The organism is Bacillus sp. EKM501B (genome assembly GCF_011800505.1).
In the GTDB taxonomy this organism is placed as follows: domain Bacteria; phylum Bacillota; class Bacilli; order Bacillales; family Bacillaceae_G; genus Bacillus_A; species Bacillus_A cereus.
The window spans coordinates 253,418-267,172 of sequence record NZ_JAALFZ010000003.1 but is presented as its reverse complement, the minus strand read 5'-3'; the positions used below and the strand labels follow the sequence as shown (position 1 = coordinate 267,172).

The window sequence follows — 13,755 nt, the reverse complement described above, 5'->3', positions numbered from 1 at the left end:
CTCTCTTACGCTTCTTGCTCTGTTGTTTCGTCTTCAATACCTAATTCTTTTTTAATCCAGTCGTAACCTTCAGCTTCTAGACGTTGTGCAAGCTCAGGGCCACCAGATTTAACGATACGACCGTTCATCATAACGTGAACGAAGTCTGGAGTGATGTAGTTTAATAAACGTTGGTAATGCGTAATCATTAGGCAACCGAACTCTTCGCCGCGCATTTCGTTAATACCTTTAGATACAACTTTTAATGCATCGATATCAAGACCTGAGTCGATTTCATCTAAGATTGCGATTTTTGGCTCAATCATCATTAATTGAAGGATTTCATTACGTTTTTTCTCTCCACCAGAGAAACCTTCGTTTAAGTAACGTTGTGCCATTTCTGGATCCATTTCTAGGAATTCCATGTTTTTATCTAATGTACGGATAAATTTCATAAGAGAAATTTCATCGCCTTCTTCACGACGTGCGTTAATTGCAGAACGTAAGAAGTCAGCGTTTGTTACTCCGCTAATTTCACTTGGATATTGCATTGCTAGGAATAGACCTGCTTGTGCGCGCTCGTCTACTTCCATTTCTAATACATCTTCACCGTCGATGATGATGCTACCTTCTGTTACTTCATACTTTGGGTGACCCATAATTGCAGAAGATAAAGTTGATTTACCTGTTCCGTTAGGTCCCATAATTGCGTGGATTTCTCCACCTTTTACTTCAAGGTTTACACCCTTTAAAATTTCTTTGCCATCAATTGATACGTGTAAGTCTTTAACCGTTAATGTAGAACCAGCCATCTCAATACCTCCATTAATCCTATATATACATTTTAAAAATTCCTAAAACGTTCATATTCTCATTTTATTCTCATTCTAATTTTATATCAAATAAAATGATATCGCAAACGACGAAAAAAAGTAACCGTTTTTTCACAAATGTATATAAGTATTTCCTTCACATCTTTCTATGATACACCTTTCTTCTTATTTATATAAAGAAAAAAGGACTGGTAATTTTCCAGCCCTTTCCTTATATTTATTCACTTACCGGAAGTACAGCACCTTTATATTCTTTATTAATAAAATCTTGAATTTCTTTTGAATGTAGCACTTCTACTAGCTCTTTAATTTCTTTTTTCTTCTCATCACCTTTACGAACTGCAATGATGTTTGCATACGGAGAGTCTGCTCCTTCAATCGCAATTGCATCCTTTGTTGGATTTAATTTTGCATCAATTGCATAGTTTGAATTAATAAATAAAGCATCACCTTCATTATTTTCATACAGCTTTGGTGACAATCCAGGCTCTACATCTGTTTTAAACTTTAAGTTTTTCGGATTTTCGACTACATCTTTTACTGTTGCCTTAACAACATCTACTCCGTCTTTTAATTTAATAACGCCGCCTTTTTGTAACAGTGCTAGCATACGGCCACGCTCCGCTACGTTATTACTCATAATCACTGTCCCGCCATCTGGTAAGTCTTTTAAGCTTTTATACTTCTTAGAATAAATACCCATCGGCTCTAAATGGATTTTTCCTGCGTTTACAATTTTATATCCCTTTTCTTGAATTTCTTTATCTAAGTACGGAATATGCTGGAAGTAGTTCGCATCAATTTCTTTATCCGCTAACGCTTTATTTGGCAGTACATAATCCTGAAACTTTTTAATCTCTAACTTAATGCCTTTTTTCTCTAATATCGGCTGTGCCTTTTCTAAAATAACAGCGTGCGGCACGTTAGAGGCTCCCACAACAAGCTTATTCTCTTCCTTCCCTCCGCAAGCAGCTAATGTAAATACAGATAATGCTGTAACAACTGACAATAGAATCTTTTTCATATGACGTCCCCTTCTCCCTATAGTTATGTAGTAAAAAAGGACCGGCATACACCAGCCCTTTTTCAGCAATTATTCTTTTACAGGAACAACTGCACCTTTATATTCTTTAGTAATAAAGTCTTTAATTTCTTTAGAATGTAATACTTCTACAAGCTCTTTAATCGCTTTTTTATCTTTATCACCTTTACGAACCACTAGTACGTTTGCGTATGGAGAATCATCGCCTTCAATTGCAATTGCATCTTTTTCTGGGTTTAATTTCGCATCAATTGCATAGTTCGAGTTAATTAAAACAGCGTCGCCTTCTTTATTGTTATACACTTGTGGCAACAAACCAGGCTCAATATCCGTTTTGAATTTTAAGTGTTTCGGATTATCTGCAATATCTTTTGGAGTTGCACTAACTGGATCTACTCCGTCTTTAATTTTTAAAATGCCTTCTTTTTGTAAAATTGCTAAACCACGTCCATGGTCAGTAACGGAATTACTCATAATAATTGTCGCCCCGTCTGGAAGTTCTTTTAAACTCTTATATTTTTGAGAATATACACCAATTGGTTCAATATGAATTTTCCCTGCTATTTCAAAATCATATTTTTTATCTTTAATTTCTTTTTCTAAATACGGAATGTGCTGGAAATAGTTTGCATCTAATTCCTTATCCGCTAACGATTTATTTGGCAACACGTAATCTTGGAATTTTTTCACTTCTAATTCAATTCCTTTTTTCTCAAGTAACGGTTTTGCTTTTTCTAAAATTTCAGCATGCGGTACGTTAGAAGCACCAACAACAAGTTTCTTTTCATCTTTATCTTTCCCGCCACAAGCAGCTAACCCAAAAATTGAAGTTGAAATAAGTGCCGTAAGTAATAATCTTTTCATTTAAAATATCCTCCCGTTTTTATTATCGTTTATCTATTCGAGTCGTTAAACTATCACCAATCCACTGAATTAAAAATACAACTAGTAATACACAAATTGTCGCAACGATTGTTACATCGTTATTCCCTCTCTGGAATCCTTCTAAGTAAGCAAGTGTTCCAAGGCCACCAGCACCAACAACTCCCGCCATTGCTGTATAGCCTACTAAAGCAATTGTCGTAACCGTAATACCAGATACTAATGCTGGTAATGATTCTGGAATTAACACTTTCAAAATAATTGTGCTTGTTTTTGCTCCCATTGCTTTTGAAGCTTCAATTACACCTTTATCAATTTCGCGAAGTGCAATTTCAACCATTCTCGCGTAGAATGGTGCGGCTCCAATAATTAAAGCCGGCAGAGCTGCACTTGCTCCAAGAATTGTTCCAAGAAGAATCTTTGTAAATGGGATTAATAAAATAATTAAAATGATGAACGGTATAGAGCGGAATATATTTACGAATGCTCCAATCACCGTATTAATTGATTTGTTTTCCCATAAATTATCTTTTGCTGTCATGAAGAGTAACAATCCTAAAATTAGTCCTAAAACAAATGTCGCAAGAGCTGCGATTGCCGTCATATATAACGTTTCACCAGTTGCTTCTAACATTTGATTCCAATCAACATTTGCGAGTAACTTATCCATGTGCAATCACCTCCAGCTCTACTTGATCTTGATGAATTCCTTCTATTGCTTGCTGGATCGCTGTTTCCTCACCATTTAAATGAACAACTAAACTACCGTAAGAACCGTTATTCGTTTGTGCAATATTTCCTTGCAAAATGCTAACTTCTATATCACTGCGTTGCATTAATCGTTGAAGCACTGGTCTTTCTACAGCCTCACCGATAAACTGCAAACGAATTACTTTTCCATCTGGATATTTTTCAATTAAATTTTCAATCGTTTCATTTGTATCTTCAGAATCTGTTAACTGCTGTACAAATCGTTTCGTAATATCTTGCTTCGGATTACGGAATACATCAAGTACTGGACCTGTTTCTACAATCTTTCCTCTCTCCATTACCGCTACTCGGTTACATATCTTTCGAATCACGTGCATCTCATGTGTAATGAGTACAATTGTTAAACCAAGGCGCTTATTAATGTCTAATAGTAAATCCAAAATTTGATCTGTCGTTTCCGGATCAAGAGCTGACGTTGCTTCATCACATAAAAGCACTTGTGGATTGTTAGCTAATGCTCTTGCAATCCCGACGCGTTGCTTTTGTCCTCCACTCAGCTGAGATGGGTACGCGTCTCCTCTTCCTTCTAATCCAACAAGATGAATTAATTCATCAACACGTTTTCTTCTCTTCGCTTTATCAACACCTGCAATTTCAAGTGGAAACTCAATATTTTCACGTACAGTTCGTGACCAAAGTAAGTTGAAGTGTTGAAAAATCATTCCGATTTCTTGTCTTGCCTTACGAAGTTCACTTCCTGTAATTGCTGATATAACACGATTCGCAATTGTAATTTGGCCAGAAGTCGGTTTCTCTAACTGATTAAACAATCTGATTAACGAACTTTTTCCAGCGCCGCTATATCCAATAACACCAAATATTTCGCCTTTTTCTATTTTTAAATTGGCGTTATCTACAGCAGTGACATCACCGCTTTTCGCCTTATATATTTTCTTTACGTTCTCTAATAGAATCATGATGTTCACCCCTTTTTTGTTTGGATCGACTCCGCAATTTTTTATTTTTAATGCGTGTAGTCCACTGTTATCATTACTTTTATTATTTGAATGTCCTCCACATTCAAACAATAAAAAAACCTTTCTGCTTTAGAGAAGCAGAAAGGTTTATATGCGTATATAACAACATTATCCCTCTCTCTCATCTCTCAAAGCATTCGCTTTGCAGGAATTGGCACCATTTCAACATAAGTTGACGGTTGCCGGGCTTCACAGGGCACAGTCCCTCCACCTCTCTTGATAAGAGAAATCAGATTCAATTTTCGTCTGATTTGAAATTTATGAAATTGTCTATATTTTATGACTTGAATTGTATCAATATACACTCACCATGTCAACAGAAATTTTCGCAAAAAATGAAACTTCAGAATTTTAAGCACCTACTGACATCGGTTTACATATATGAAACATCGATTCCACTAATAACATCGTTCGGTACGTTCCTGAATATTGTACACGTCCATCGTTCATTAACATTTGCAATCGTACATTTCCATTCACCAATTGTTCTATATCCTTTTCATCTAAGCAAATGATTTGTTCCGTTCCTCTTTCCTCATGTACCAGCTCTATATAATCTCTTGAAATTTGTAACGAACAACTTTCATCTCCAAAGCGAAAATTAACAGTTTTTTCTTCTTGTCTTAAAAGCGGTTCTAAATGATATTGACCATTAGCGTAATTTACAAATGATTGAAGCAAAGAATATAATCTCACCCTAAATCACATCCTTCATATCACTTTCTATTACATACCATTCCCTCTCACTAAAGAGCAATCCTGTTATTTTCGCTCGACAAATACTGTATCCACCCTGCATCTCGACATATTTCCCAAGAAATATGTCGAGGCGGCAAAAATTTTGCCGCCTACTTTAATTCCGTATATAAATATTCAACCGAATGAAATGCGTATATCTTCTTCATCAGTGTCCCATTTTCAAAAACAAGTAAACAAGGTACACTTTCAATCCCATACTCTTTCGCTAAATACGGAGCATAATTTAAATCTAACATCCCAATTTTGAGGCCTTCAATTGTCATCTCAACGACTGTTAACATCTTTTTTGCTAATTGGCATGTTCCACACATTGGAGTATATACATATAATACTGTTTTTTCTTCGTTCTCTATTAGGGCTGTAGCTTCGGCTCCTGTCCAATCAATCACTTCTATCATTCCTTACCGTAAATATTCTGTATAAACGTCAATGTCGGCTCCCCATAATACATTTGCTAAGTGTGTAGATGGCGCAGTTGCCACTTCTCGGTACGAGCGATCAATATAGATATGCTCGGCTTGCGGAAATTCTTTTCGAAATTGTTTCCTTAACTTTTCTCCAGCATCATCAGCATCCACTAGCACATACACTTCCTTATCAAAAAACTGATCAACGAGCTCATCCATTTTCGACAAACCAATTGTACCATTTGTACAAACAATTTCCACCGGTTCACGAATAATAGATTCAATCTTTCTTCTATCTGATGTACCTTCTACAATAATGACTTTTTCTACATAAATCATATGTCATCACCCGATCACCATATACTATATAACCTTGAACTTAGTATATAGTATATTCGTTATTTTCATGTTGTTTCCTGTTTATTTTTGCAAAAGAAAAGCGGAAGCGGCTCGTTTAGAACAGGAGGGCATTGGAACTCCTGAACTAGAGGCGCCTTTTGCCTCAAGTTCAGGAGTGAAATGACCGACTGTTCTAGCCGCTGGAGCTAGACAACGAAAAGCGGAACCGACTGTTTAGCCCTGTTGGCTAAGGTTCTTTCGTACAGAAGACGCTTTTTGTCTTCTTGTGCGGAGGGTTCTTAGACATGAAGGGCTAGGAGGTGGAGCTGGACAATGAAAAGCGCAAGCGGCTCGTTTAGATTGTGAAGACTTATGAAACCTTACCACAAAACAGTTTTTCTCATAATAGCTTATTTATTTACATATAACTTGAATTTCATTATTTCACACAAAATAAAAAAGGACAGCACAAAGCCTGTCCTTTAGTCGACTATAATTAGTCTTGGTTTGTCATTTCTGCATATTTTTCTGCAGTTAATAACTTCTCAACTTGGCTTGCATCAGAAAGTTCAACTTTAACCATCCATGCACCCTCGTATGGAGATTCGTTAACAAGTTCTGGTTGGTCACTTAATTCTTCGTTTACTGCTACAACTTTACCGCTTACAGGTGCGTATAACTCAGAAACTGTTTTAACAGATTCTACGCTTCCGAATGGCTCGTCAGCTTCGATTGTTGCACCTACTTCAGGAAGTTCAACGAATACGATATCGCCTAGCTCACCTTGTGCAAAGTGAGTGATACCGATAACAACTTCATTACCTTCAGTTTTTACCCATTCGTGTTCTTCAGAGTAACGTAAATTATTTGGAATGCTCATGACTGTACCTCCAGTGAATGTATTAATTATGTAAAAATACCTTATTGGTACTTTTTCCACACACTTTCAAACTGCTCTTCGTTAAAACCAAGTGTTACATTCGTTCCATCTGTTACAATTGGACGTTTAATCAACATGCCATCAGATGCTAAAAGCTCATACATTTCGTCTTCGCTTGCATCTTTCAACTTATCTTTTAGACCAAGTTCACGGTAACGCATTCCACTTGTATTAAAGAATTTTTTTAATGGTAATTCACTTTTTTCATGTAAATTACGTAAATCTTCTTTTGATGGTGGATTTTCAACAATATGAATCATCTCATATGCTACATCGTTTGCCTCAAACCATTTCTTTGCCTTTTGACATGTGCCACACTTTGGATATGAATAAAATGTTACTGTCATAAATTCACCTACTTTTTTACTAACCTTTACCTTTATCATATAGAAAACGTTTTATTATTTCAAACCATTATTCGCTAAACTTTTACTTATTTCGTGATAATTTTTAATAATCCTGCGAATTTTTCTTATTTTTCCGCCATTTGTTAAGAAAAAAATAAATATATAAATTTTTTAGATTCTGCACCAAACATATATCTTAAACAAGCGTTTGATTAATTCTCCATTTTTCTTTCTTAACCTTTGAACTACAGGAGTTTCTTCCTACCGAACATACAGCTTAAACAAACGTTTGATTAATTCTCCATTTTTCTTTCTTAACCATTGAGTTACATCAGTTTCTTCCTACCGAACATACAGCTTAAACAAACGTTTGATTAAAAAAATAAGAAGCCTCGTTTACAGGCTCCCTCATCATCTATTCAAATAATCTGCGATGGTTTGAAATACGACGATATACATATTATGAATACTTTCTTCTGTATTTCCACCATTAGATAAACCAATTGCCCATTGTTGCCCTTCACCACTTCCGATATTTGCAAAGCCTTGCGTATACATAGCATTTACATCTTTTCGTGCACTGTTATACTCTATTCCTTTTGTAATAAAAATTGAATATGATTTATCTTGTAAACCGATAAAAAACACTGGTTTCTTTAGCGATGAAAATACATTTTTATACTGCTCTGTTGAGGCTTCTTGAAAGTGATCTTTCATTATTAGAAAACCATCCACTTCCTTAGATTTCTTTTCCAGTTCCTCTAACTTCATTTCTTCAAACTTTACATTCCTAAACGTATCTTTCGGCTTTTCTCCAACAACTCCAATTACGAGTGCTCTTCCGTTATATTCTAATTTCTCTCCTGCTTTATCCTTTGCACACCCAGCACCTACTAGGCATATCAATATAAAAAATAAGAAATACGATAAACGCTTCATTTAGCACCCTCTCCTTCTTTTTAGTCAAGTGACAAAAACGTAAGGTTAATTCAAGAAAATGTAAGTAAAATCGATAGCCCAATTCACGTTTCTATATTATAATCAATTGAATTTACTTACATTACTAAACATAGGAGATCAACATGAAGAAATTTAAACTTTCATCTTTTCTTCCGTTAAGTTATATACTTCTACTCGTGCTCGTAAGTCCCCTTTACGACGTATTAAATAAATCGACTGTTCACGCAGTAGACGTTACAACTGTAGTAGATGATTGGATTCCATTTGTAAAAGCATTTATTATTCCTTATTTACTTTGGTTTCCATACTTATACGGCGCACTTATTTATTACTGCTTTGCTGACCGAAAGCAATATTATGTCACTTTAAGTAGTGTTATTTTTGGAAAGCTTGCTTGTTTTTCTATTTATTATTTTTGGCAAACAACTGTACCGCGTCCGACTGTCGTTGGAACAGATGTATTTTCTGAACTAGTTCGCTATATTTATAGTATCGACCAGCCAGTAAACTGTTTCCCTAGCATTCACGTTCTTACTACATTTGTAATTATGTTAGCTGCCTTTAAGCGTAGAGAACAGCATGCTTTTGAATATTACATCCTTACTTTCTTCGGTACACTTATTATTTTATCAACGCTATTTACGAAGCAGCATGCCTTTGTAGATGCCATTTCTGGAATGACGCTTGCAAGTATACTTTACTTCGGCGTTCAGCTCTTATTGGCCAAAGAACCAATAAGAGTTCCAGTAAAACAAAATCATAGAATGTAGCATGACAAAAAAGCAGACTGTGGCTTCTCAGTCTGCTTTTATATATTATTAAGGAGATTTTCAACTTAAGATTGCGGTACAGTCATATCACCAGAGTGAATACGACCTGCTTTTTTAAGAGCAATGTAAAGTATATAAGAAACAGCTACTGGAATGACGATATAAGTAATTACCATCGCCGGGAGAACTTCCCATCCTTGGCTGGAAATTAAATTAATTGGTGCGATAAGAGAACTTAATCCAAGACCTGCAATTTCCTTTCCTGCTTCCAGTTGGAAAATTAATGCGGATACTGGACCGACTATAGCACTGGCAACGACAGTTGGGACGAGAATCATTGGATTTTTAGTGATATTTGGTAACTGTACTTTCGGAGTACAAAGTGCTTGAGCTAATATGCCACCTAAATTATTTTCTTTCGCTGAGATGACAGAGAATCCGATAAACTGAGCGACGCATCCGGCAAGAGCAGCACCACCTGCAACACCGTCTAAGCTAAGTGCAATTGCTAACGCAGCTGATGAAGCTGGAGAGATAAGTAATAGCCCCCAAACTACTGCAATGACGATAGAAGCGATGAATGGGCTACCAGCTGAGCTATCTTTAATAAACGCTCCAACTGTATTTAAAACAGGAGTAATATTATGAGATAACCAAATACCAACTAAACCAGAACCTAATATGGCCGCAAATGGAACGAGCATCATATCTAACGCAGTTTTTCCACTTAAACGTTTACCAATATATACAGCTAAAGTTGCTGTTAATAATGCACCGATTGGCTCACCTGTTTTAATAATTAGACCAGCTTCAGTAATTGAAATGGATCCGGCACCAATTGCTCCGGCTACCATCGCTGAGAAGATTACAAGACCGTTTGCACCGAGCATAAAAGCAATTCCGGCACCAATTGCCGGTGCCATTAGTGATTTTGCAACAACTCCGATTGTAATAAGTAATGGTATATCAACAATTCTTCCTATATTTTCGATCAGTAAACCAATTCCGAGGGATACGAAAATACCTTGTGCGATTCCAGCAGATGCTTTAAATACACGAGACATTATATATTCCTTCATTTGTTTCACCTTCTTCTATAAGTTAGTAACCAATTGTTTTCATATAATCACGTAAAATATCGTTTGATTTTGCGAATCGAGATTCTTCATCCTCTGTTAAATTGAGTTCTACAACTTCTCTTATACCGTCTCTAGTAATAATAGCTGGTACTCCTGTACAAATATCATATTCACCATACTCACCATCTAAAATGGCTGATACAGCAATGACACGGTGATCATCATTAAAGATGGAACTCGCAATATATGCTAGAGAATTTCCAATTCCGTAATAAGTAGTTCCTTTACGTTTATAAATTTCCCAACCAGCTTTTGCAGTCTTCTCAACAATTTCATCTAAATCTATTTTACCAAATCGTTCTTTTTGTTCTTCTAAAATTTGCAGAATTGGCTTTCCACCAACAGTTACGTGAGACCAAGCAACCATTTGAGAATCACCATGTTCTCCTAATGAATACCCATGAATACTACGAGGGTCTACATGTAACATTTCAGATAAAATTGTTCTTAAGCGAGAAGAATCTAATGATGTACCTGTACCGATTACGCGATTTCTAGGTAATCCAGATAATTTCCACACTTCATATGTAATAATATCAACTGGGTTCGATGCAAGTAAGAAAATACCATCAAATCCACTTTCCATTACGCCGCCAACAACACTTTCCATAATCTTCGCACTCGCTCCTAAAGTATCTAAGCGACTTTGTCCAGGTTTTGGTGCTGGCCCTGCTGTAATAATAACGATGTCCATATCTTTGCAGTCTTCATAGCTTCCTGCATATACTTTTGTTCTTGTATTTGTAAAGTTAATGCAATGTGATAAATCCATCGCTTCCCCAACTGCACGTTCATGATTTATATCAATTAATAATAGCTCTTCACAAATCCCTTGATTTACAATGGAATACGCACAACTTGATCCAACTAATCCAGTACCGATAATTGCAATTTTTCTTGTATGTCTTTTCATAGCAATCTCTCCTAATTGATCATATAATCTATTTCTTTTGCTCTTTACACTCCTAATTATAGAGTTTATCACGATAGAAACCATGGATACTTTGTGAAATATTGAACAAAGCATTTGTCCTTTTTGTGAATTGTTATATTCCATTTTCGTCATATTTGTTACAATTGGAAAAATATTTATTATGTATTTATTGACATATAAAAAAGAAGACGAGCGAATAAATTCGCTCGTCTTCTTTTTCCTGTTATTCCGCACTTAATTGACTTTTTAATTGCTGCACAATCATCGGATTCGCAGGTGCTGCCGGTTTGTAATAACTTTTTTGCTTTGCGTACTCATACATATTACGTTGGCGCATTTCATCTTGATTACGAATTTGAATTAACGTTTGGTGTAACTGTTCATTATCAGACTGAGCAATATAATTTGCATAACTTGTTAAACTTGCATTTAATCCTGCTAAATAATCATTTACCATATCTTTTTCATTCATGTTCCGCTTCCTCCTATCCTAGGAAAGTCATTAATTGTTGCTTCGTATTTCGTGCATCTTGCGCATCCTTTTGTAACATTTGTTTCAATTGTGGATCTGTACACGTCTGTGCATACTGTTCCAACTTGTTAATAATTGTTGCGTGTCCACCGATCAAATGACGTAAATTTTCTACTTCAAGCTCTGTTAAATTTTGCATGGAATACTCCTACCTTTCTTCTTTCATTCTCCTTTAGTATTCTGTTCTTTTTAAATCGTATTCATGAAAAAGCTTTCTTACATTTCAAATCAATCACATCTATTTATAAATACAAAAAAATGTTATAGTTACAGAAAAATACAAATATTCAAAAGCTAACCTTATAATAACAGTATAATCCTCAAACAAACCATGGTAGGAAGGCATGCTCATGCAAAAATATGTTAAAGTTATCTTCTTTATCATTTACGCAAGCTTCTATGTAAAACTGTTGATTGATATATTAAATTTAAAACCAATATTCACTTCTATACCTTTACATATGTTATTTCTCATTTGTTTTCTATTTATAGCACTTAACAATTATAAAAATCGTAACACTACATTTTTATAATTGTTTATTAGTGCAACTCTATTAGTAAGTATTAGCTTCATTAAAAGTATTCTTATATAAAGGAGCAATGAACATGAAAACACATGACTTCCTTACAGAAATCCAGAAGGGCTCTGAGCCTAGTCCCTATCAAGACCCCATCGTATTCAGTTTCGTTTGCTTTTCCTTAGCGATATATACATTTTTCAAACCTGCAAAATAATATCATTTCATAAGAAAAAGCCTACCATTCTTTTCGAATCATATGCACTAAAAAACCTTAGAATCACTTCTAAGGTTTTTGTTTACCTTGCTTCTTATTCACGTAACCCTTTAATAAACGTTTCCAATAATACATGTAAACTTATATCTAGATCTAACGGCAAACCAAATCCGCCTTGCTGTTCAATCGAAGCAAATCCATGACAAATACTTCTGAATCCGCGTGTCGCATGAAGTGCATTCTCTCCTTCTAAGCCATACTGTTGTAATACTTGAAGACAAAGCTTTACAATTCCGTCACCTGCTTTTCTTACTTCTTCATCTCGTAAAAAAGTTGCTTCATATAGTCCAGGATGTTTTCGGACAAATGCTACATACGCTTCTCCTAATGCATGAATTGCTTCATCCATACGTTTATCCTCGGCCGCTTCTTCCAGTTTGTTATGCAGCTGTTTTATTCCGTAAATACCAAGATTTTTCCGTACATCTTGTAACCCTTTTACATAATTATATAGTGAGGGCGAACGTATCCCTAACCTTTGCGCTAATGAAGCTAACGTTACTTCTTGTATTCCATTTGTATCTGCAATTTCTGCAGCTGTTTCTACAATTTTCTGTAATGTAAGTCCGATTCTCGGTGACATAAATTAACCCTCTTTCTTACTTTCTATATTCCGTTTCGCTTCCTTAATAGCAAGCTCTATGACAGTCCCTGGATTCTTTATCATTTCCCCATGCCCTGCCGCAAGTAAGGAAGGCTCATATTCGCTTAACTTCTCTGCACTTTGTAATGATATTTCTTTGCTCCACGTTGCCATCGCAGGAAACGGAAACCAAAATTTCATTTGTCCCGAAACAGCCATACCTCCTCTTGTTTGGAATGCATCCCCAACAATAAGAGCTTTATTCCGTACATCAAGAAACGACATGGATCCTGGTGTATGTCCCGGTGTCATAATTGCAAGAAGCGATCCAACTCGGTCGCCATCTTCTAATAAAACATCAGGTACCGTTTTTACTTTTTTAGGTACACCGCCTTTTATCGGTATATTCGGTTCATCCTTTTGTAACGTCGTATCTCCTTCTAACAGCTTTGCGTCCCGCTTAGAAATATAGACTGGAACATGAGGAAGTACTTCCTTTAATGCGTCTAATGCACCGATGTGATCATCATGCGCATGTGTTAATACAATTTTAGTAATTGGTTTTCCTATTTTCTCAGCCGCCTGTAAAATACCTTTTGCGCTATATGGCAAAGCCGCATCAATTAAAGTTAAACCATCTTCTTCCTCTACAAAGTAACAATTTACAGGAAACGCTCTTGGCAAAAATGACAATTGATATAACGTTTTTTCATGTATCATCCTCATAGTCCCATCTCCCTTTTCACGAAAACTAATACCATTAGTT

Annotated in this window: 18 protein-coding genes and 1 riboswitch; of the genes, 1 reads left to right on the top strand and 17 read right to left on the bottom strand. The window is 35.8% G+C overall.

Annotated elements, in window-relative coordinates; genetic code table 11:
* Window positions 1-5: 5 nt before the first annotated feature.
* The 11 genes from sufC to HFD78_RS10385 all read right to left on the bottom strand — a co-directional run bounded on the left by sufC (window position 6) and on the right by HFD78_RS10385 (window position 8,215).
* Window positions 6-791, bottom strand: a complete 786-nt coding sequence (gene sufC, locus HFD78_RS10435; RefSeq protein WP_000929160.1) for a Fe-S cluster assembly ATPase SufC — start codon at window positions 789-791, stop codon at window positions 6-8.
* A 238-nt stretch (window positions 792-1,029) separates the two neighbouring features.
* Window positions 1,030-1,836, bottom strand: a complete 807-nt coding sequence (metQ, locus tag HFD78_RS10430; RefSeq protein ID WP_000722399.1) for a methionine ABC transporter substrate-binding lipoprotein MetQ — start codon at window positions 1,834-1,836, stop codon at window positions 1,030-1,032.
* A 69-nt stretch (window positions 1,837-1,905) separates the two neighbouring features.
* A complete protein-coding gene (gene metQ, locus HFD78_RS10425) occupies window positions 1,906-2,718 on the bottom strand; it encodes a methionine ABC transporter substrate-binding lipoprotein MetQ (RefSeq protein WP_000826143.1) in 813 nt (270 codons plus the stop codon).
* 22 nt (window positions 2,719-2,740) lie between these two features.
* A complete protein-coding gene (locus HFD78_RS10420) occupies window positions 2,741-3,406 on the bottom strand; it encodes a methionine ABC transporter permease (RefSeq protein WP_000359401.1) in 666 nt (221 codons plus the stop codon).
* Entirely contained in the window at window positions 3,399-4,424 is a 1,026-nt protein-coding gene (locus HFD78_RS10415) for a methionine ABC transporter ATP-binding protein (protein ID WP_000601778.1), read from the bottom strand. Before HFD78_RS10415 ends, HFD78_RS10420 begins: the two co-directional genes overlap by 8 nt.
* 178 nt (window positions 4,425-4,602) lie before the next feature.
* A riboswitch (SAM riboswitch) is annotated at window positions 4,603-4,710 on the bottom strand.
* 125 nt (window positions 4,711-4,835) lie between these two features.
* The gene (locus HFD78_RS10410) at window positions 4,836-5,180 is read right to left on the bottom strand and encodes a hypothetical protein (protein ID WP_001242139.1); all 345 of its coding nucleotides are present in this window, start codon (window positions 5,178-5,180) and stop codon (window positions 4,836-4,838) included.
* Window positions 5,181-5,332: 152 nt separating this feature from the next.
* Window positions 5,333-5,641 (bottom strand): thioredoxin family protein, encoded by a 309-nt coding sequence (locus HFD78_RS10405; RefSeq protein ID WP_002062684.1) that lies wholly within the window; start codon window positions 5,639-5,641, stop codon window positions 5,333-5,335.
* A 3-nt stretch (window positions 5,642-5,644) separates the two neighbouring features.
* Window positions 5,645-5,989 carry a toprim domain-containing protein gene (locus tag HFD78_RS10400; protein ID WP_000640870.1) on the bottom strand — a complete coding sequence of 115 codons (345 nt, stop codon included), beginning with the start codon at window positions 5,987-5,989 and terminating at the stop codon, window positions 5,645-5,647.
* A 496-nt stretch (window positions 5,990-6,485) separates the two neighbouring features.
* Window positions 6,486-6,869, bottom strand: coding sequence for a glycine cleavage system protein GcvH (gene gcvH, locus HFD78_RS10395; RefSeq protein WP_000026896.1), 384 nt, complete (start codon window positions 6,867-6,869; stop codon window positions 6,486-6,488).
* Window positions 6,870-6,910: 41 nt separating this feature from the next.
* Entirely contained in the window at window positions 6,911-7,276 is a 366-nt protein-coding gene (locus HFD78_RS10390) for an arsenate reductase family protein (RefSeq protein ID WP_000218968.1), read from the bottom strand.
* Between the two features lie 411 nt (window positions 7,277-7,687).
* Window positions 7,688-8,215 (bottom strand): hypothetical protein, encoded by a 528-nt coding sequence (locus HFD78_RS10385; RefSeq protein ID WP_000826869.1) that lies wholly within the window; start codon window positions 8,213-8,215, stop codon window positions 7,688-7,690.
* A 143-nt stretch (window positions 8,216-8,358) separates the two neighbouring features.
* On the opposite strand from HFD78_RS10385, the gene HFD78_RS10380 reads away from it, so the two are divergent.
* The gene (locus HFD78_RS10380; RefSeq protein WP_000713771.1) at window positions 8,359-9,006 is read left to right on the top strand and encodes a phosphatase PAP2 family protein; all 648 of its coding nucleotides are present in this window, start codon (window positions 8,359-8,361) and stop codon (window positions 9,004-9,006) included.
* A gap of 65 nt (window positions 9,007-9,071) precedes the next feature.
* Here the strand turns inward: HFD78_RS10380 and HFD78_RS10375 are convergent, their stop codons facing one another.
* The 6 genes from HFD78_RS10375 to HFD78_RS10350 all read right to left on the bottom strand — a co-directional run bounded on the left by HFD78_RS10375 (window position 9,072) and on the right by HFD78_RS10350 (window position 13,715).
* Entirely contained in the window at window positions 9,072-10,085 is a 1,014-nt protein-coding gene (locus tag HFD78_RS10375; RefSeq protein WP_000666178.1) for a PTS sugar transporter subunit IIC, read from the bottom strand.
* Between the two features lie 22 nt (window positions 10,086-10,107).
* Window positions 10,108-11,058 carry an L-lactate dehydrogenase gene (locus HFD78_RS10370; RefSeq protein ID WP_000820651.1) on the bottom strand — a complete coding sequence of 317 codons (951 nt, stop codon included), beginning with the start codon at window positions 11,056-11,058 and terminating at the stop codon, window positions 10,108-10,110.
* Window positions 11,059-11,302: 244 nt separating this feature from the next.
* Window positions 11,303-11,551, bottom strand: coding sequence for a spore coat protein (locus HFD78_RS10365; protein ID WP_001002987.1), 249 nt, complete (start codon window positions 11,549-11,551; stop codon window positions 11,303-11,305).
* 13 nt (window positions 11,552-11,564) lie between these two features.
* Window positions 11,565-11,750, bottom strand: coding sequence for a hypothetical protein (locus tag HFD78_RS10360; RefSeq protein WP_001180555.1), 186 nt, complete (start codon window positions 11,748-11,750; stop codon window positions 11,565-11,567).
* 690 nt (window positions 11,751-12,440) lie between these two features.
* Window positions 12,441-12,989 carry a TetR/AcrR family transcriptional regulator gene (locus HFD78_RS10355; protein ID WP_000074942.1) on the bottom strand — a complete coding sequence of 183 codons (549 nt, stop codon included), beginning with the start codon at window positions 12,987-12,989 and terminating at the stop codon, window positions 12,441-12,443.
* Between the two features lie 3 nt (window positions 12,990-12,992).
* Window positions 12,993-13,715 carry an MBL fold metallo-hydrolase gene (locus HFD78_RS10350; RefSeq protein WP_001242324.1) on the bottom strand — a complete coding sequence of 241 codons (723 nt, stop codon included), beginning with the start codon at window positions 13,713-13,715 and terminating at the stop codon, window positions 12,993-12,995.
* Window positions 13,716-13,755: the final 40 nt, after the last annotated feature.

Coding starts and splice junctions, on each gene's coding strand:
- sufC (WP_000929160.1), bottom strand. CDS start 791: ATGGCTGGTTCTACATTAACGGTTAAAGACTTACACGTATCAATTGAT.
- metQ (WP_000722399.1), bottom strand. CDS start 1,836: ATGAAAAAGATTCTATTGTCAGTTGTTACAGCATTATCTGTATTTACA.
- metQ (WP_000826143.1), bottom strand. CDS start 2,718: ATGAAAAGATTATTACTTACGGCACTTATTTCAACTTCAATTTTTGGG.
- HFD78_RS10420 (WP_000359401.1), bottom strand. CDS start 3,406: ATGGATAAGTTACTCGCAAATGTTGATTGGAATCAAATGTTAGAAGCA.
- HFD78_RS10415 (WP_000601778.1), bottom strand. CDS start 4,424: ATGATTCTATTAGAGAACGTAAAGAAAATATATAAGGCGAAAAGCGGT.
- HFD78_RS10405 (WP_002062684.1), bottom strand. CDS start 5,641: ATGATAGAAGTGATTGATTGGACAGGAGCCGAAGCTACAGCCCTAATA.
- HFD78_RS10400 (WP_000640870.1), bottom strand. CDS start 5,989: ATGATTTATGTAGAAAAAGTCATTATTGTAGAAGGTACATCAGATAGA.
- gcvH (WP_000026896.1), bottom strand. CDS start 6,869: ATGAGCATTCCAAATAATTTACGTTACTCTGAAGAACACGAATGGGTA.
- HFD78_RS10390 (WP_000218968.1), bottom strand. CDS start 7,276: ATGACAGTAACATTTTATTCATATCCAAAGTGTGGCACATGTCAAAAG.
- HFD78_RS10385 (WP_000826869.1), bottom strand. CDS start 8,215: ATGAAGCGTTTATCGTATTTCTTATTTTTTATATTGATATGCCTAGTA.
- HFD78_RS10380 (WP_000713771.1), top strand. CDS start 8,359: ATGAAGAAATTTAAACTTTCATCTTTTCTTCCGTTAAGTTATATACTT.
- HFD78_RS10375 (WP_000666178.1), bottom strand. CDS start 10,085: ATGAAGGAATATATAATGTCTCGTGTATTTAAAGCATCTGCTGGAATC.
- HFD78_RS10370 (WP_000820651.1), bottom strand. CDS start 11,058: ATGAAAAGACATACAAGAAAAATTGCAATTATCGGTACTGGATTAGTT.
- HFD78_RS10365 (WP_001002987.1), bottom strand. CDS start 11,551: ATGAATGAAAAAGATATGGTAAATGATTATTTAGCAGGATTAAATGCA.
- HFD78_RS10360 (WP_001180555.1), bottom strand. CDS start 11,750: ATGCAAAATTTAACAGAGCTTGAAGTAGAAAATTTACGTCATTTGATC.
- HFD78_RS10355 (WP_000074942.1), bottom strand. CDS start 12,989: ATGTCACCGAGAATCGGACTTACATTACAGAAAATTGTAGAAACAGCT.
- HFD78_RS10350 (WP_001242324.1), bottom strand. CDS start 13,715: ATGAGGATGATACATGAAAAAACGTTATATCAATTGTCATTTTTGCCA.